The sequence below is a fragment of the Acidovorax sp. YS12 genome (assembly GCA_021496925.1).
GTDB lineage: Bacteria > Pseudomonadota > Gammaproteobacteria > Burkholderiales > Burkholderiaceae_C > Paenacidovorax.
In genome coordinates, this window is sequence record CP053915.1 from 3,801,533 (window position 1) to 3,819,179 (window position 17,647).

Sequence of the window (17,647 nt, forward strand, 5' to 3'; positions counted from 1 at the left end):
GTAATGGATAAGTGTTGTTTCCCCATCTTAATGTTCGCGCCGGTATCCAATACAGTCACGCCATGGAATCGCCAGCGGTGCCCCCGGGCGCCGCGGCCCCCCCCTTCATCAACTCCGAGTGAAAGCAAGACCATGACCCAGCGCATTTCCGTGCACGGCCTGCAAGTGGCCGAAAACCTCTACCGCTTCATCGAAGACCAGGTGCTGCCCGGCACGGGCGTGGACGCCGCCGCCTTCTGGCAGGGCTTCGGCGCCATCGTGGCCGACCTCGCGTCCAAGAACGCCGCCCTGCTGGCCGAGCGCGACCGCCTGCAGGCCGAGCTGGACACCTGGCACAAGGCCCACCCTGGCCCGATCCAGGACATGGCGGGCTACCGCAAATTCCTCGAAACCATCGGCTACCTGGTACCCCAGCCGGCCAACGCCCAGGCCACCACCGCCAACGTGGACGCCGAGCTGGCTACGCAGGCCGGCCCGCAGCTGGTGGTGCCGATCCTGAACGCACGCTATGCGCTGAATGCTGCCAATGCCCGCTGGGGCTCGCTGTACGACGCGCTGTACGGCACCGACGCCATCAGCGAGGCCGACGGCGCCGAAAAGGGCAAGGGCTACAACCCGGTGCGCGGCGCCAAGGTCATCGCCTTCGCGCGCGGCGTGCTGGACCAGGCCGCGCCGCTGGCCACGGGCTCGCACCAGGACGCTACCGGCTACCGCGTGGAAGGCGGCCAACTGGCCGTCGCGCTCAAGGACGGCGGCACGACCGGCCTGAAGGACGCGGCGCAGTTCGCCGGCTACCAGGGTGACGCCGCCGCCCCCTCGTCGGTGCTGCTGGCGCACAACGGCCTGCACATCGACATCCGCATCGATCGTGAAACGCTCATCGGCAAGACCGACGCCGCCGGCGTGGCCGACGTGGTGCTGGAAGCCGCGCTGTCCACCATCCTCGACCTGGAGGACTCGGTGGCCGCGGTGGACGCCGACGACAAGGTGCTGGGCTACGCCAACTGGCTGGGCATCCTCAAGGGCACGCTGACCGAGACCTTCGACAAGGGCGGCAAGCCCATGACGCGCGGCCTGAACGCCGACCGCCAGTACACCGGCGCCGACGGCAAGCCCGTGAGCCTGCACGGCCGCTCGCTGATGTTCGTGCGCAACGTGGGCCACCTGATGACCAACCCGGCCATCCTGTGGGGTGCCGAGGGCCGGGAGATCCCCGAGGGCATCATGGACGCCATGGTGACCACCACCATCGCGCTGCACGACCTCAAGGGCCTGGGCGCCAACGGCATCCGCAACAGCCGCACGGGCAGCGTCTACATCGTCAAGCCGAAGATGCACGGCCCGGCCGAAGTGGCCTTTGCCAGCGAGCTGTTCGGCCGCGTCGAGCAGGTGCTGGGCCTGGCCGCCAACACCGTGAAGCTGGGCATCATGGACGAGGAGCGCCGCACCTCGGTCAACCTCAAGGCCTGCATAGCCGCGGCCGCCAGCCGCGTGGCCTTCATCAACACCGGCTTCCTCGACCGCACCGGCGACGAGATGCACACCGCCATGCACGCCGGCCCGATGATCCGCAAGGGCGACATGAAGACCAGCGCCTGGATCCAGTCCTACGAGCGCAACAACGTGCTGGTGGGCCTGTCGATGGGCCTGCGCGGCAAGGCGCAGATCGGCAAGGGCATGTGGGCCATGCCCGACCTGATGGCCGCCATGCTGGAGCAGAAGATCGCCCACCCCAAGGCCGGCGCCAACACCGCCTGGGTGCCCAGCCCCACGGGCGCCACGCTGCACGCGCTGCACTACCACCAGGTGAAGGTGAGCGACATCCAGGCCGAGATGGAGAAGATCGACGCCAACGCCGAGCGCGACAACCTGCTCACCGGCCTGCTCACCGTGCCCGTGAGCAGCAACCCGAACTGGAGCGACACCGAGAAGCAGCAGGAGCTGGACAACAACATCCAGGGCATCCTCGGCTACGTGGTGCGCTGGGTGGACCAGGGCGTGGGCTGCTCCAAGGTGCCGGACATCAACGACATCGGCCTGATGGAAGACCGCGCCACGCTGCGCATCTCCAGCCAGCACGTGGCCAACTGGCTGCTGCACGGCATCGTCAGCGAAGGCCAGGTGCGCGCCACCTTCGAGCGCATGGCCGCCAAGGTGGACCAGCAGAACGCTGGCGACCCGCTGTACCAGCGCATGCACGGCCGCTTCGCCGAATCCATGGCCTACCAGGCCGCCTGCGACCTGGTGTTCAAGGGCGTGGCGCAGCCCAGCGGCTACACCGAGCCGCTGCTGCACGCCTGGCGCCTGAAGGTGAAGGCCGCGGCCGCCGCCTGAAAACTATCAAATCAATAGCTGCCAGCGCTTGCCACGCAAGCGCTGGAGGCCAATTTGATTCACAATGAGAACGGCACCCCTGGGTGCCGTTCTTTCTTTTTTGACGCCCGCCCGCATGCCGCCCGCCACCGACACCCGCCACTGCCCGCTGTGCGGCCAGTCCAACCAATGCGCCGTCGCCGCCGGGCAGCCGGCGCAGGGCTGCTGGTGCATGGCCCAGCCGGTGTCGCGCGCTGCGCTGGCGCGCCTGGCGCCGCAGCAGCGCGGGCAAAGCTGCATCTGCCCGCTGTGCGCGCGCGAGGTGCCGGCCGCCCCTATCATCGAAGCCCCTTCATCCCCCGCACCCTGAGGAACATCCATGCCCACGTACCACATCGAAATGATGGAAGGCCGCACCGTTGAACAGAAGCGCAAGCTGGCCGAGGCAATCACGCGCGTCTCGGTGGAGATCCTCGGCGGCGCGCCCGAGTCGGTGGACATCCTGATCACCGACGTGAAGCGCGAGAACTGGGCCACGGGCGGCCAGCTCTGGCTGGATAAACAGTGAGCAACCCCCTGAGCGGCTGCGCCGCTTCCCCCTTCTCTCTACGCGCTTCGCGCTACGGGAAGGGGGACGCTGCCCGCGCTCTGGGGCGGCCCTTGCGCGGCGTCCGCTGGCCCGGGCCGTGCCGGTTTCAAGGGCCAGGGGCCGTATAGGGCACCGCCATGACCGATTCCGCCGCCGCGCTCAAGGCCCGCTACGGCGAGCGCTACCGCTGGCTGCTGCTGCTCAGCGTGATGGTGGGCACGATGGCCTCCATCATTTCCTCGACCATCGTGAACGTGGCCATTCCCGACATGAGCCACCATTTCGCGCTGGGGCAGGAGCGCGCGCAGTGGGTCACCTCGGGCTTCATGGTGGCCACCACCGTGGCCATGCTGACCACGCCGTGGCTGCTGGCGCGCTTCGGCTACCGCGCCACCTACGTCGGCGCGGTGCTGCTGCTCATGGCGGGCGGCATCGGCGGCGGGCTGGCCAGGGAGTACTGGCTGGTGCTGGCCGCGCGCGTGGCCGAGGGGCTGGCGGCCGGCGTGGTGCAGCCGATTCCGGCGGTCATCATCCTCTACGCCTTCCAGCCGCACGAGCAGGGCCGCGCCAGCGGCATCTTCGGCATGGGCGTGGTGCTGGCGCCCGCCATCGGGCCGAGCATCGGCGGGCTGCTGGTGGACTGGTTCGGCTGGCGCTCCATCTTCTTCATGGTCGTGCCCCTGTGCCTGGCCTCGCTGTGGCTGGCGTACCGGTTCGTGCCGGTCACCGCGCCGGGCGGCGTCGAGGCCGGCGGTGACGGCGCGGGGCTGGACTGGCGCGGCCTGATGCTGGGCGCCGGCGGCACGCTGTGCCTGCTCAACGGCCTGGTGGCGCTGCACGGCGGGCCCGCGGGCGAGTCGGCCGGGCTGCTGGGCGCGGCGCTGGCCGCGCTGGTGCTGTTCGTCTGGTGGCAGCGGCGCCTGCTGGCGCGCGGCGGCAAGCCGCTGATGGACCTGCGCCTGTTCGGCTACCGCCAGTTCGCCATGGGCTGCGTGGTGGCCTTCATCTACGGCACGGCGCTGTTCGGCTCCACCTACCTGCTGCCCGTGTTCATGCAGCTGGGGCTGCAGCTCTCGGCCTCGCACGTGGGCGCCATCATGCTGCCGGCGGGCATCGCGCTGGCGGCCACCATCGCGCTGGTGGGGCGCCTGGCCGACCGGCGGCCCACGCCGCTGCTGGTGGGCACCGGGCTGGCGCTGCTGGCGGCGTCGTTCGCGCTCATGGTGCTGGTGCGGCCGGGCGCGGCGCTGTGGCTGCTGGTGGCCGTGACCATCATCGGGCGCGTCGGCCTGGGCTTCATCCTGCCGTCGCTCAACCTGGGCGCCATGCGCCCGCTGGACAAGGCGCTGATCTCGCAGGGGTCGAGCGCCATCAGCTTCATCCGCATGCTTGGCGGCGCGGCCGGCGTGAGCCTGTGCGGTATCGTGCTGGAATGGCGCCTGGCGGCGCACGGCGCCACGCTGGCCGGCACGGCGGCGAGCGCCAGCCGCAGCGCCGCCTTCGCCGAAACCTTTCTGATGCTCACCGGCCTGTGCCTGGTCGCGCTCGCGGCGGCCTGGCAACTGCGCGAACCCGAACCCGGACGCCCCTCCTGAACCTGACCTGCCCGCCATGTGCCAACTGCTCGGAATGAACTGCAACACGCCCACCGACGTGCGCTTCAGCTTCACAGGCTTCGCCCGGCGCGGCGGGGTCACGGGCGACCACACCGATGGCTGGGGCATCGCCTTCTTCGAGGACAAGGGCCTGCGCCATTTCGTCGACCATGAGCGGGCGGTGGATTCGCCCGTGGCCGAGCTGATCCGGCGCTACCCGGTCAAGAGCCGCAACGTCATCGCGCACATCCGCAAGGCCACGCAGGGCGTGGTGAGCCTGGAGAACTGCCACCCCTTCGTGCGCGAGCTGTGGGGGCGCTACTGGGTGTTCGCGCACAACGGCGACCTGAAGGACTTCCGCCCGCGCCTGCACGCGCATTTCCAGCCTGTGGGCAGCACCGACAGCGAGCACGCCTTCTGCTGGATCATGCAGGAGCTGTCCAAGTCGCACGCGGGCGTGCCCACCATCGACGAGCTCACGCTCACGCTGCGCGAGCTGGCCGCGCGCATCGCGCCGCACGGCACCTTCAACTTCCTGCTCTCCAACGGGCTGGCGCTGTGGGCCCATGCCTCGACGCACCTGCACTACATCGAGCGGCGCCACCCCTTCGCCAGCGCGCGCCTGAGCGACGAAGACCTGCGCCTGGACTTCTCCACCTGCACCACGCCCAGCGACCGCGTGGCCCTCATCGCCACCGCGCCGCTGACCTGCGACGAGCAGTGGACCGCCTTCGAGAGCGGCCAGCTCAAGGTGTTCGTGGACGGCGTGTGCCGCTGAAGCAGGCCATGCAGCCGCCCGCGCCGAAGCGCTACGAGAGCCTGGCGGCCGACATCGAGGCCTCGATCCGCGCCGGCGTGCTGCGCCCGGGCGACCGCCTGCCCTCGGTACGCCACACCTGCGAGAGCCGGGGCATCAGCGCCTCGACGGTGTTCCAGGCCTACTACCTGCTGGAAGCGCGCGGGCTGGTGCGCGCGCGCGAGCGTTCGGGCTACTACGTGAGCGAGGGCGCGCGCAAGCGCCCGCCCGAGCCCGACCACGCCTCGCGGCCCGCCGACGCCTCCATTGCCGTGGACGTGAGCGAGCTGGTGTTCGAGGTGCTGGAGGCCACCCGCACGCGCGACACCGTGGCCTTCGGCTCGGCCTTTCCCAGCCCGCAGCTGTTTCCGCTGGCGCGCCTGGGCCAGTCGCTGGCGGCCATGGCGCCCGCGCTCGACCCGTGGAGCACGGTGGACGACCTGACCCCCGGCAACCCGGCGCTGCGCCGCCAGATCGCGCTGCGCTACCTGGCCGACGGGCTGCGGGTGCACACCGACGAGATCGTCGTCACCAACGGCGCGCTGGAGGCGCTGAACCTGTGCCTGGCTGCCGTTACCCGGCCCGGCGGCGCCGTGGTGGTCGAGTCGCCGACCTTCTACGCCGCGCTGCAGGCGCTGGAGCGCCTGGGCCTGCAGGCCATCGAGGTGCCCACGCACCCGCGCGAGGGCATCGACCTGGCGGCGCTGGAGCACGCCATCGCGCGCCACCGCCCGCAGGCCTGCTGGCTCATGACCACGTTCCAGAACCCGCTGGGCAGCCTCATGCCCGAGGACAAGAAGCAGGCGCTGGTGGCGCTGCTGGCGCGCCACGGCGTGCCGCTGATCGAGGACGACGTGTACGCCGAGCTGTACTTCGGCGACCGGCGCCCGCTGCCCGCCAAGGCCTTCGACCGCGACGGGCTGGTGCTGCACTGCGGCTCGTTCTCCAAATGCCTGGCACCCGGCTACCGGCTCGGCTGGGCCGCGCCGGGGCGCTTCGCCCAGGCCGTGGCGCGCCAGAAGCTGACCACCACGCTCGGCGCCTCGGCCCCGGTGCAGGCGGCGCTGGCCGACTACCTGCAGCGCGGCGGCTTCGACAAGCACCTGCGCCGCCTGCGCCAGACCCTGGCCGCGCGCCAGGCGCGCGTGGCCGAAGCCGTGGCCGCGCACTTCCCGCCCGGCACGCGCGCCACGCAGCCGGCGGGGGGGTACTTCCTGTGGGTGGAGCTGCCCGAAGGCGCCGACACGCTGCGGCTGCACCGCCAGGCGCTGCAGCACGGCATCAGCATCGCGCCGGGCCCGATCTTCTCGGCCTCGCGCGGTTTCGCGCACTGCCTGCGGCTGAACTACGGCCAGGAATGGAACGCGCGCAGCGAAGCCGCGCTGGCCACGCTGGGGCGGCTGGCGCACGCGCTCTGAAGCGGCCCAGGCGCGTTCCGCCTTCATGGCCAAAACGGCCTCCAGCGCTTATACAGCAAGCGCAAGCAGCTATGAATAAATGAGCGGGCCGGCATGCGCATCCTGCGCCCGCGCGCCGGACGGCAGCAGCGTGCCTGTAACCTGATTCCACACCTTCACCCGCCGCGCCATGCGCCGTTGCGGGGCGTGCCTTTGTGAACCCAATAAATTCTTATTGGTATGACCAATTGAAATTTATTTCGATGATTGATTGTTAAATAGGTGTTAACCCTGTCATTGTGGTTTAAATAAAGCCAGAGAATCGCTCCACTTTGTGCTAACGGCTTCATTGGTAATACCAATTTGGTTTTGCCCTTGTGCGCTGCAGCACGAGACGTAGCCAGTCCGCCTCTTGCGCCAGCCGGTGCCCGGGTCCGCCCGACCCGTGCCGCAAGCCACCGGAGGCCGCACCGCCCGCGGTGCGCGACTGGAGGAGACTGACCCCGCAGGCCCACCGGCCCGCACAACGCACTTCGCACAACGGCCATGCAAACCCTCTGGCAACAGAACTACGACCCCGCCGGGAACATCTGGATCTCGGCCCTGGTCGCGCTCATTCCCATCGTCTTCTTCTTCCTCGCGCTGACCCGGCTGCGCCTCAAGGGCTACCAGGCCGGCACCATCACGGTGCTGCTGGCCCTGGGCGTGGCGCTGCTGTTCTACAAGATGCCCGTGAGCGCGGCGCTGGCCTCGGCCGTGTACGGCTTCTTCTACGGCCTGTGGCCCATCGCCTGGATCATCGTGGCCGCGGTGTTCCTCTACAAAATCTCGGTCAAGACGGGGCAGTTCGACGTCATCCGCTCGTCGATCCTCTCGGTCACGCCCGACCAGCGGCTGCAGCTCATCCTGGTGGGCTTCTGCTTCGGCGCCTTCTTGGAGGGCGCGGCCGGCTTCGGCGCGCCCGTGGCCATCACGGCGGCGCTGCTGGTGGGCCTGGGCTTCAAGCCGCTGTACGCCGCCGGCCTGTGCCTGATCGCCAACACCGCGCCCGTGGCCTTCGGCGCCATGGGCATTCCGATCATCGTGGCCGGCCAGGTGTCGGGCGTGGATGCGTTCGCCATCGGCCAGATGGCCGGGCGCCAGCTGCCGTTCATGACCGTGATCGTGCTGTTCTGGCTCATGGCCATCATGGACGGCTGGCGCGGCGTCAAGGAAACCTGGCCCGCCGTGCTGGTGGGCGGCGGCTCGTTCGCGGTCATGCAGTTCCTCACGGCCAACTACATCGGCCCCGAGCTGCCGGACATCACCTCGGCCATCGTGTCGCTGGTGGCGCTGACGGCCTTCCTCAAGGTCTGGCAGCCCAAGCGCATCTTCCGCTTCGAGGCCGAGGGCGGCGCCAAGGCCGTGGCACAGCCTGCCGCGCCCGCCACCCGCCAGCCGCTGACGGCCGGCGCCATCGCCAAGGCGTGGTCGCCCTTCATCATCCTCACCGCCATGGTGACGGTGTGGAGCATCAAGCCCTTCAAGGCGCTGTTCGCCGCCGGCGGCCCGCTGGCCTCGACCATCATCAACATCCCGGTGCCGTTCCTGCACAACCTGGTGGAAAAGGCGCCGCCCGTCGTCGCCAAGGTCACGCCCTACGGCGCGGTCTACACCTTCAACTGGCTGCTGGCCACGGGCACGGCCATCCTGATCGCGGCCATCATCACCATCGCCTTCACGCGCCTGTCGCCCGCCAAGGCGGTGGCCACGCTGGGCGAGACGTTCAAGGAACTGGCCATCCCGATCTACTCCATCGGCATGGTGCTGGCGTTCGCCTTCGTGGCCAACTACTCGGGCCTGTCGGCCACGCTGGCCCTGGCGCTGGCGCACACCGGCCAGGCGTTCACGTTCTTCTCGCCCTTCCTGGGCTGGATCGGCGTGTTCCTGACGGGCTCGGACACCTCGGCCAACGCGCTGTTCGCCGCGCTGCAGGCCACCACCGCGCAGCAGCTGGGCCTGCCCCAGGTGCTCACCGTGGCGGCCAACACCACCGGCGGCGTGACCGGCAAGATGATCTCGCCCCAGTCCATCGCCATCGCCTGCGCGGCCGTCGGCCTGGCGGGCAAGGAGTCGGACCTGTTCCGCTTCACCGTCAAGCACAGCCTGGCCTTCGCCGTCATCATCGGCATCATCACGACGCTGCAGGCCTACGTGTTTACGTGGATGATTCCGGGCCATTGAAACCCTGGAATCTGAGAGCACCCCATGCGCCTGGCCGATCACGTTGTCGAGAAACTCCTTGCCCTGGTGCAGGAACGCGGACTGCAGCCCGGACAGAAGCTGCCCGCGGAGCGGCAACTGGCCGAGGTGCTGGGGGTGTCGCGCACCTCGGTGCGCGAGGCCATCCAGAAGCTGGTCAGCCAGGGCGTGCTCTCGGCGCGGCGCGGCGACGGCACCTACGTGCAGTCGCGCCCCACGGCCCACTGGCTGCAGGAGGCCATGCAGCCCCTGGCCGGCCTGATGGATGCCGACCCGCACTACCGCTACGACGTGCTGGAGACGCGCCACGCGTTGGAGACCAGCACCGCCTGGCTGGCCGCGCAGCGCGCCACCGCGCAGGACAAGGCGCACATCCAGCGCTGCTTCGAGGTGATGCTGCAGCACCAGCAAAGCGGCCACGCCGAGCTGGCGGCGCGCGCCGACGCGCAGTTCCACCTGGCCATCGCCGAAGCCTCGCACAACCTGGTGCTGGTGCAGGTGATGCACAGCCTGTTCACCGTGGTGCTGTCCACCGTGGAGCGCAACCGCCACGACATGTTCCGCCTGAGCGCGCCCATCACGCTGCAGGCGCTTACCGCGCAGCACCAGGCGCTGATGCAGGCCATCCTGGACGGCGACCCGCAGCGCGCGCGCGCATGCATTGGCGAGCACCTGGAGCATGTGCGCACCACCATCCAGCGCCTGGACGAAGACCGCGCGCGGCGCGAGCGTTCCATGCGCCTGCCCCTTGACCTGGCCCCGACGCTGCTGCCCGCAGCCGAGCCGCCCACCCCCGACATGAGACATCCATCATGATCATCTCCTCCAGCGCCGACTACCGCATGGCGGCGCAAAAGTTTCTCCCGCCCTTCCTGTTCCACTACATCGACGGCGGCGCCTACGCCGAGCAGACGCTGCGCCGCAACGTGGACGACCTCGCCGCCGTGGCGCTGCGCCAGCGCGTGCTCAAGGACATGAGCCAGCTCGACACCGGCATCGACCTGTTCGGCGAAAAGCTCTCGATTCCCGTGGCCCTGGCGCCCGTGGGCCTGACCGGCATGTACCGCCGCCGCGGCGAGGTGCAGGCCGCGCGCGCGGCCGATGCGCACGGCATCCCGTTCACCATGTCCAGCGTCTCGGTCTGCCCGATCGAGGAAGTGGCGCCGAAGCTGCGGCGCCCCATGTGGTTCCAGCTCTATGTGCTGAAGGACCGGGGCTTCATGCAGAACGCGCTGGAGCGCGCGCAGGCCGCCGGCTGCTCCACCCTGGTGTTCACCGTGGACATGCCCGTGCCCGGCGCGCGCTACCGCGACGCCCACTCCGGCATGAGCGGCCCGAACGCCGCGCTGCGCCGCTACTGGCAGGCCATGACGCACCCGCGCTGGGCCTGGGATGTGGGCCTGCTGGGCCGCCCGCACGACCTGGGCAACATCTCGGCCTACCGCGGCAGCCCCACGGGCCTGCAGGACTACATGGGCTACCTCAGCGCCAACTTCGACCCCTCGATCTCGTGGAAGGACCTGGAGTGGATCCGCGCCTTCTGGAAGGGGCCGATGGTCATCAAGGGCATCCTCGACCCTGAAGATGCGAAGGACGCCGTGCGCTTCGGCGCCGACGGCATCATCGTCTCCAACCACGGCGGGCGCCAGCTCGACGGCGTGCTGTCGTCGGCGCGCGCGCTGCCGGCCATTGCCGACGCGGTGAAGGGCCAGATCAAGATCCTGGCCGACTCGGGCATCCGCAACGGGCTGGACGTGGTGCGCGCCATCGCCCTGGGGGCCGACTGCGCCATGATCGGCCGGGCCTACATCTACGCGCTGGCCACGGCCGGCGAGGCCGGCGTCAAGCACCTGCTGGAACTGCTGGAAAAGGAAATGCGCGTGGCCATGACCCTGACCAGCGTGGCCAGGGTGGCAGACATCAGCGGTGACCTGCTGGTGCGCGAGGCATGAGCGGCGCCCCCCAAATCGCGCGCGAGGCCCTGCTCGCGCAGTTGCGCGACGCCGTGGGCGCGGCCCACGTGCTGACCGGCGACCAAGCCACGCGGCGCTTCCGCAAGGGCCACCGCACCGGCGAAGGCCCGGTGCTGGCCGTGGTGCGCCCGGGCACGCTGCTGGAGCAGTGGAAGGCGCTGCAGGCCGCCGTGGCGGCCGGGCGCATCGTCATCATGCAGGCGGCCAACACCGGGCTGACCGGCGGCTCCACGCCCGACGGCGCGGACTACGACCGCGAGATCGTGCTCATCAACACCCTGCGCATCACCGGCGTGCAGGTGATTCAGGGCGGTGCCCAGGTGGTCTGCCTGCCCGGCGCCACGCTGGACCGCCTGGAACAGGCGCTGGCGCCGCTGGGGCGCGAGCCGCACTCGGTCATTGGCTCGTCGTGCATCGGCGCCTCGGTGCTGGGCGGCATCTGCAACAACTCGGGCGGCGCGCTGGTGCGCCGCGGCCCGGCCTACACCGAGCTGGCGCTGTACGCGCAGGTGCGGGGGGACGGCTCGCTGGCGCTGGTGAACCACCTGGGCATTGCCCTGGGCAGCACGCCCGAGGAGATCCTGACCCGGCTGCAGGACGGCCGCTACACCGAGGCCGACGTGGCCAGCGACCCGCAGCGCGCCGCCTCGGACACGCGCTACGCCGAAGACGTGCGCGCCGTGGACGAGGACACGCCGGCGCGCTTCAACGCCGACCCCTCGCGCCTGTTCGAGGCTTCGGGCTCGGCCGGCAAGCTGTGCCTGTTCGCGGTGCGGCTGGACACCTTTCCCAAGGAGCCCAGCACGGTGTTCTACATCGGCAGCAACGCGCCCGACGACCTCACGGCCGTGCGCCGCCACCTGCTCACGGCGTTGCCGCGCCTGCCGATCGCGGGCGAGTACATCCACCGCACGGCCTACGACATCGGCGAGAAGTACGGCAAGGACACCTTCCTGCTCATCGACCGCTTCGGCACGGCGCGCGTGCCGGCGGCCTTTGCCCTCAAGAGCCGCGTGGACGGCTTCTTCGAGCGCCTGGGCCTGCGCGGCGTGACCGACCACCTGCTGCAGGCCTTCACCCACCTGCTGCCCAGCCACCTGCCCGCGCGCATGCGCGAATGGCGCCAGCGCTACGAGCACCACCTGCTGGTGCGCGTGTCCAACGACACGGCGGACGCCACGCGCGCCTTCCTCGCGCAGCACTTCGGCGGCAGCGGCACCGGCGGCTGGTTCGAGTGCGACGCCGAGGAAGGGCGCAAGGCCTTCCTGCACCGCTTCGCCATCGCGGGCGCGGCCATCCGCTACCGCGCGGTGCACCGCGCCGAGGTGGAAGACATCGTGGCGCTAGACGTGGCGCTGCGCCGCAACGACCGCGCCTGGGTGGAGGAACTGCCCGCCGACGTGGAGCGCGACACCGTGCACAAGCTGTACTACGGCCATTTCTTCTGCCACGTGTTCCACCAGGACTACATCGTGAAGAAGGGCGTGGACCCGCTGGCCATGGAGCACCGCATGTGGGAACTGCTGGACGCGCGCCGCGCCGAATACCCGGCCGAGCACAACGTGGGCCACCTGTACGTGGCCAAGCCCGCGCTGGCGGGCTTTTACCGCGCGCTGGACCCGACCAACACCTTCAACCCGGGCATTGGCCACACCGCGCGGCTGCGTGGCTGGGAGGAGTGCTGCGAGCAGCGGCCGGGCGGGTGGCCGAAGGGGTATTCCGAGAAGGCTTGATTGCTTCTTTTTTGGTAGCTTCTGGCGCTTTCTGGTATTGGGTCTTTTGCTCTTTTTTTGGCTTTGCTTCCCGGGGCCGGGACTCGCCCCGGCGGGCGACTTCCTTTTCTTGCTCGTGCAAGAAAAGGAAGCAAAAGAAGCACGCCCCTGCTGTCCGTATCCCCTGCGCTTCGCTCCGGGGCAGCCTGCGGTGCTCGGGCGCGGGGCGGTGCCGCGTAACTCACTTCGCGCTGCGCGCTGCGTTCAGACAGACGCGGCAAGTCAGTTCACGAAGCGCGTGTGTCCTGCGGCACACGCGCCCGCCCCACGCCCTGCGCTCCTCGGTACGGCCAGAAGGGGTTTGAAGCCCCATACGGGCCATCGCTGCGCTCGGCCCCCAACACGCAGGCGCTGCGCGCCGCGCGCGCCAGGCCGAGCGCAGCGATGGCCCGTGTCGTCTCCACCCCCTTTCAGGCTGCGCCTGGGGCGAGGCGGTGGCGGGGTGGCATGCGCGAAGTCGCGCATGCTTCGTGAACTGACTCGCTGCGGTTGTTTGAGCGAAGCGCGCAGCGCGCAGCGAGTTCCGCAGCGCACCCCGCCAGCGTCTCGCCCCAGGTGTGCCCCCACGCGCAGCGTGGGGGCGCAGACTGCGGGGCGCGTTTCTTTGGGTACTTTCTTGCCGCGCGGCAAGAAAGTACCTCGCCCGCCGGGGCGAGTCCCGGCCCCGGGAAGCAAACTCACTACACGCATCAAAACAGCCAAAAACCCAATACCAGCAAGCGCAACCAGCTATCAAATTTGAAGATGGCCCCCAGGTCAGCGCATCAGGACGGCGCCCGCTCCTGCAAGCGCAGCAGGGTCTGGCTCATCAGCGCGCGCAGCGCCGGGGCGCGTACCGGCTTGGCGAGGAAGCCCCAGCCGCGCTCGGCAGCCTGGCGGCGCAGCGTGGCGTCGCGCTCGGCCGTGACCAGGATTACGGCGGGCGCCTGGCCCCAGCGCTGGCACAGCGCGGCGTACACGTCGGGGCCGTGGTGGCTGCCCAGGTGCACGTCGAGCAGCACCAGCTGCGGCGCCTGGCCCGGCGCGGCCTGGGCCAGCGCCTCGGGCGCGCCCCCGGCCAGCGGCACCGCGCAGCCCCAGCGCTGCAGCAGGGCCTGGGTGGCGGCGCGGGTTTGCGGGTCGTCCTCGACCACCCAGGCGCTGCTGCCGTGCAGCGGCGCGTCGTCCGCCTGCTCGGGCGCGGCGGGCAGGGCGGCGTGGGCCTGCACGGCGGCCGGGTCGCCCAGCGGCACGCGCACCCAGAACACGCTGCCGCGCCCGAGCTGCGAGCGCAGGCCGATCTCGTGGCCCAGCAGGCGCCCCAGGCGCTCGACGATGGCCAGGCCCAGGCCGGCGCCCCGGTCGCCGTCGCCGCCTTCGTCGAGGCGGCGGAACTCCTCGAAGATCTCGCGCTGCAGCGCCTCGGGAATGCCCGGGCCCTGGTCGTGCACCTCGATGCGCACGTGCGCGCCGTCGCGCCGGCAGCCGACGACGATGCGCCCCTGGCGGCTGTAGCGGATGGCGTTGGAGACGAAGTTCTGCACGATGCGCCGCAGCAGGTTCTCGTCGGTGCGCACCACGTGCTGCGTGGGCACGCAGGACAGCTTCAGCCCGCGCTTGCCGGCGAGCACGCCGAAGTTGTGGCCCAGCACCTGCAGCAGCGGGCCCAGGGGCACGTCGCGCACGTGCACTTCGAGCTGGCCCGACTCCATGCGGGCGATGTCCAGCAGGCTGCCCAGGATGGCATCCTGCGCCGCCAGCGCGCTGTCGATGCTGTCGGCCACGCGGTGCCCGGCGTCGTCGTGCAGGTGGCTGCGCAGCAGCGAGGTGAACATGCGCGCGGCGTTCAGCGGCTGCAGCAGGTCGTGCACGGCGGCGGCGACGAAGCGGGTCTTGTAGCGGTTGGCGCGCTCGGCCTCGTGCCGCGCGGCGACCAGGTCGCGCGTGCGCTCGGCCACGCGGCGCTCCAGCGCGTCGGCCAGCGAGCGCAGCTCGCGCGCCGCGTTCTTGTAGCTGGTGATGTCGGCATAGCTGGTGACGAAGCCGCCCTCGGGCAGCGGGTTGCCGCGGATCTCCAGCACGGTGCCGTCTTCCTTGGCGCTTTCGTGCAGGTGCGGCGTGCCGCTGCGCAGGTGCGCCAGGCGCCGCTCGATCGACTCCTGCAGCGGCCCGTGCCCGAGCAGGCCGCGCCGTGCGTTGTGGCGCAGCAGGTCTTCGATGGGCTGGCCCACGCGCATGAGTTCGGGCGGGTAGCGGAACAGCTCCACGTAGCGCGAGTTCCAGGCCACGAGGCGCAGCGCGGCGTCGATGATGACCACGCCCTGCGGCAGGTGCTCCAGGCTGCGCGAGAGGCCGGTGTCGGCCTGCCTGGCCGCCTGCACGATGCCGTCCTGCGCGGTGCGCAGCTCCTGGGCATGCTGGCGCAGCACGGTCTCCAGCTCCTGGCGGCTGCGCTGGCGCAGCAGCGACAGGCGCTGGCGCTGGCGCGCGAACAGCACCAGCAGGGCCAGCGCCAGCCAGCCGCCGGCGCCCGCAGCGGCGGCCCAGCGGCTTTCCGCCAGGCTGTTGTGCGTCTCGTGCACCAGGTGCAGCTGCCAGGGGGTGCCGGGCAGGGGCTGGGTCTGCCACAGCACGCGGCCGGGCAGGGCGGGCAGGTCGGTGGACTGCACGCGCACCAGGCGCCCGCCGTTGTCCATGCGGCTGTCCACGCGGTACGCCAGCGGGCGCAGCGGCTGGTCGGCGTACTGCCGCGTGGCCTGGAGTTCGCGGCGCCCGGCCTCGTCCAGCGGGTCGAGCAGGCGGTAGCGCCAGGCGTCCTGGCTGGCCAGGAAGACCACGCCGTGCGCGTCGGAGGCGAGCACGATGTCGGGCGTCTGCAGCCACTCGCGCTCCAGCTCCTGCAGCGCGATCTTGATGGCCACCAGCCCCAGCGTGCGGCCGCTGCCGTCGCGGATGGCCTGCGACAGGAAATAGCCCGGCTCGCCCGTGGTCACGCCGATGCCGTAGAAGCTGCCGCGCCCGTGCGCCAGCGCCTGCTGCACGTAGGGGCGGAAGCTGTAGTCCACGCCCACGTTGCTTGTGGCGGTGCGCCAGTTGCTGGCGGCCACGGCCAAGCCGTCGCGGTTGAGCAGGGTCAGCGTGGAGGACTGGCTGGCGCCGTTGGCCTGCTCCAGCTTGCGGTTGAGGGCCTCGACCTCGGCCGGGTCCAGCGGGCGCGCCAGCGCGTCGCGCAACTGCGCGTCCAGCGCCAGCACCTCGGGCAGCGTGCGGTAGCGGTCGATGCGCTGGGCCAGCGTCTGCCCGTACAGCGCGAGCTGGCGCTGCACGCTGGCGCTTTCCTCGTGCAGCGAACGCTGCCAGGCCCCGTACCCGGCGGCGAGCATGCTGCCCGCCATGCCCCCGAGGAGGACCAGCAGGGTCCAGAGTTTGCGGCGGTTGGGTGGGGTCATGGTGGGTAGGTGTTTTCCCTAGGTTTGGGTGGGCATTCTCAGGGAGCCGCCCGCCGACTAATACCAATAGGTTATCGGCGCAAAAAGTTCCCGGCGGTACAAACGGCTCCCTCGAACACCCCACAGGGTGGTTCCCCGCGATTTCTGGAGACCTTGCATGCACGCCATTCCCGCCCACGCGGCCCCTTTGCCCTCGACGCTGCGCCTGCCGTTTTACCGGCAACTGTATTTCCAGGTGGTGGTCGCCATCGTCCTGGGGGTGTTGCTCGGCCACTTCGAGCCCGCCTACGGCGAGGCGCTCAAGCCGCTGGGCGACGGCTTCATCAAGCTGGTGAAGATGATCATCGCGCCGGTGATCTTCCTGACCATCGTCACCGGCATCGCCGGCATGTCGCAGCTCAGCGCCGTGGGCCGCGTGTTCGGCAAGGCCATGGCGTACTTCCTGTTCTTCTCCTCGCTGGCCCTGGTGGTCGGCATGGTGGTGGCCAACGTGGTGCAGCCCGGCGCGGGCATGAACATCAACCCGGCCGACCTGGACCAGACCGCCGTCAAGTCCTACGTGGCCAAGTCGCACGAGATGACCCTGACGGGCTTCGTCATGGACATCATCCCGAAGACGCTGATCAGCCCGTTCGTGGGCGACAACATCCTGCAGGTGCTGCTGGTGGCAGTGCTGTTCGGCATCGCGCTGGCCCTGGCCGGCGAGCGCGGCGCGCCGGTGCTGGACTTCCTCGAAGCGCTGACGGCGCCCGTGTTCAAGCTCGTGGCCATCGTCATGAAGGCCGCGCCCATCGGCGCCTTTGGCGCCATCGCCTTCACCATCGGCAAGTTCGGCCTGGGGTCGCTGGTCAACCTGGCCTGGCTGGTGGGCTCGTTCTACGTCACGTCGCTGCTGTTCGTGGTGGTGGTGCTGGGCACGGTGGGGCGCCTGTGCGGCTTCTCGGTGCTCAAGCTGTGCCGCTACCTCAAGGCCGAGCTGCTGCTGGTGCTGGGCACCTCGTCGTCGGAGTCGGCCCTGCCGTCGCTGATGGACAAGATGGAAAAGGCCGGCTGCGCCAAGTCCGTCGTCGGCCTGGTGGTGCCCACGGGCTACTCCTTCAACCTGGACGGCACCAACATCTACATGACGCTGGCGGCCCTGTTCATCGCCCAGGCCACCAACACCGACCTGTCGCTGGGCCACCAGGTCATGCTGCTGCTGGTGGCCATGCTCAGCTCCAAGGGCGCGGCGGGCGTGACCGGCGCGGGCTTCATCACCCTGGCCGCCACGCTGGCCGTGGTGCCCGAGGTGCCGGTGGCCGGCATGGCGCTGATCCTGGGCGTGGACCGCTTCATGAGCGAGTGCCGTTCGCTGACCAACTTCGTCGGCAACGCCGTGGCCACCGTGGTCGTCTCGCGCTGGGAAAACGCCCTCGACTACCAGCGCCTGCACGCGGCCCTCGACGGCCAGGCCGTGCCGGACGCCGCCGCGGCCGGGCTGCCGGCCGGTGCCGCCACGGCCCAGCCCGCCGCCTGAGCATCGCGGCATTCACGCACAGGGGCC

At 70.3% G+C, this 17,647-nt stretch carries 12 protein-coding genes; 11 read left to right on the forward strand and 1 reads right to left on the reverse strand.

The window, feature by feature from the left end; genetic code table 11:
• Positions 1–132: 132 nt before the first annotated feature.
• From YS110_17065 to dld, 10 genes are all read left to right on the forward strand, one after another.
• Positions 133–2,334: a malate synthase G gene (locus tag YS110_17065; protein ID UJB66342.1), complete on the forward strand. Its 2,202-nt coding sequence runs from the start codon at positions 133–135 to the stop codon at positions 2,332–2,334.
• Positions 2,335–2,449: 115 nt separating this feature from the next.
• On the forward strand, positions 2,450–2,683 hold the full coding sequence (locus YS110_17070) for a cysteine-rich CWC family protein (protein ID UJB66343.1): 234 nt from the start codon (positions 2,450–2,452) through the stop codon (positions 2,681–2,683).
• 9 nt (positions 2,684–2,692) lie between these two features.
• Positions 2,693–2,881: a 4-oxalocrotonate tautomerase gene (locus YS110_17075; protein UJB66344.1), complete on the forward strand. Its 189-nt coding sequence runs from the start codon at positions 2,693–2,695 to the stop codon at positions 2,879–2,881.
• 158 nt (positions 2,882–3,039) lie between these two features.
• Complete coding sequence (locus tag YS110_17080; protein ID UJB66345.1) at positions 3,040–4,497, forward strand: MFS transporter; 1,458 nt, start codon at positions 3,040–3,042, stop codon at positions 4,495–4,497.
• A gap of 16 nt (positions 4,498–4,513) precedes the next feature.
• The gene (locus tag YS110_17085; protein UJB66346.1) at positions 4,514–5,275 is read left to right on the forward strand and encodes a class II glutamine amidotransferase; all 762 of its coding nucleotides are present in this window, start codon (positions 4,514–4,516) and stop codon (positions 5,273–5,275) included.
• Positions 5,276–5,283: 8 nt separating this feature from the next.
• Positions 5,284–6,711 carry a PLP-dependent aminotransferase family protein gene (locus YS110_17090; GenBank protein ID UJB66347.1) on the forward strand — a complete coding sequence of 476 codons (1,428 nt, stop codon included), beginning with the start codon at positions 5,284–5,286 and terminating at the stop codon, positions 6,709–6,711.
• Between the two features lie 525 nt (positions 6,712–7,236).
• Entirely contained in the window at positions 7,237–8,913 is a 1,677-nt protein-coding gene (lldP, locus tag YS110_17095; protein ID UJB66348.1) for an L-lactate permease, read from the forward strand.
• 24 nt (positions 8,914–8,937) lie between these two features.
• Positions 8,938–9,747, forward strand: a complete 810-nt coding sequence (lldR, locus tag YS110_17100; GenBank protein UJB66349.1) for a transcriptional regulator LldR — start codon at positions 8,938–8,940, stop codon at positions 9,745–9,747.
• Positions 9,744–10,883 carry an FMN-dependent L-lactate dehydrogenase LldD gene (gene lldD / locus YS110_17105; protein ID UJB66350.1) on the forward strand — a complete coding sequence of 380 codons (1,140 nt, stop codon included), beginning with the start codon at positions 9,744–9,746 and terminating at the stop codon, positions 10,881–10,883. Before lldR ends, lldD begins: the two co-directional genes overlap by 4 nt.
• Positions 10,880–12,637, forward strand: a complete 1,758-nt coding sequence (dld, locus tag YS110_17110; GenBank protein ID UJB66351.1) for a D-lactate dehydrogenase — start codon at positions 10,880–10,882, stop codon at positions 12,635–12,637. The genes lldD and dld overlap by 4 nt, the downstream gene beginning before the upstream one ends.
• An 803-nt stretch (positions 12,638–13,440) precedes the next feature.
• Here the strand turns inward: dld and YS110_17115 are convergent.
• Positions 13,441–16,104: a PAS-domain containing protein gene (locus tag YS110_17115; GenBank protein UJB66352.1), complete on the reverse strand. Its 2,664-nt coding sequence runs from the start codon at positions 16,102–16,104 to the stop codon at positions 13,441–13,443.
• 157 nt (positions 16,105–16,261) lie between these two features.
• Between YS110_17115 and YS110_17120 the strand changes: the two genes are divergently transcribed.
• Positions 16,262–17,620, forward strand: coding sequence for a dicarboxylate/amino acid:cation symporter (locus YS110_17120; GenBank protein ID UJB66353.1), 1,359 nt, complete (start codon positions 16,262–16,264; stop codon positions 17,618–17,620).
• The last annotated feature ends 27 nt before the right edge of the window (positions 17,621–17,647 follow it).

Excerpts from the sequence above, each read along its gene's own strand:
- lldP (UJB66348.1), top strand. The coding sequence starts at position 7,237 with ATGCAAACCCTCTGGCAACAGAACTACGACCCCGCCGGGAACATCTGG.
- lldR (UJB66349.1), top strand. The coding sequence starts at position 8,938 with ATGCGCCTGGCCGATCACGTTGTCGAGAAACTCCTTGCCCTGGTGCAG.
- YS110_17075 (UJB66344.1), top strand. The coding sequence starts at position 2,693 with ATGCCCACGTACCACATCGAAATGATGGAAGGCCGCACCGTTGAACAG.
- YS110_17085 (UJB66346.1), top strand. The coding sequence starts at position 4,514 with ATGTGCCAACTGCTCGGAATGAACTGCAACACGCCCACCGACGTGCGC.
- YS110_17070 (UJB66343.1), top strand. The coding sequence starts at position 2,450 with ATGCCGCCCGCCACCGACACCCGCCACTGCCCGCTGTGCGGCCAGTCC.
- YS110_17120 (UJB66353.1), top strand. The coding sequence starts at position 16,262 with ATGCACGCCATTCCCGCCCACGCGGCCCCTTTGCCCTCGACGCTGCGC.
- YS110_17090 (UJB66347.1), top strand. The coding sequence starts at position 5,284 with ATGCAGCCGCCCGCGCCGAAGCGCTACGAGAGCCTGGCGGCCGACATC.
- YS110_17065 (UJB66342.1), top strand. The coding sequence starts at position 133 with ATGACCCAGCGCATTTCCGTGCACGGCCTGCAAGTGGCCGAAAACCTC.
- YS110_17115 (UJB66352.1), bottom strand. The coding sequence starts at position 16,104 with ATGACCCCACCCAACCGCCGCAAACTCTGGACCCTGCTGGTCCTCCTC.
- lldD (UJB66350.1), top strand. The coding sequence starts at position 9,744 with ATGATCATCTCCTCCAGCGCCGACTACCGCATGGCGGCGCAAAAGTTT.
- YS110_17080 (UJB66345.1), top strand. The coding sequence starts at position 3,040 with ATGACCGATTCCGCCGCCGCGCTCAAGGCCCGCTACGGCGAGCGCTAC.
- dld (UJB66351.1), top strand. The coding sequence starts at position 10,880 with ATGAGCGGCGCCCCCCAAATCGCGCGCGAGGCCCTGCTCGCGCAGTTG.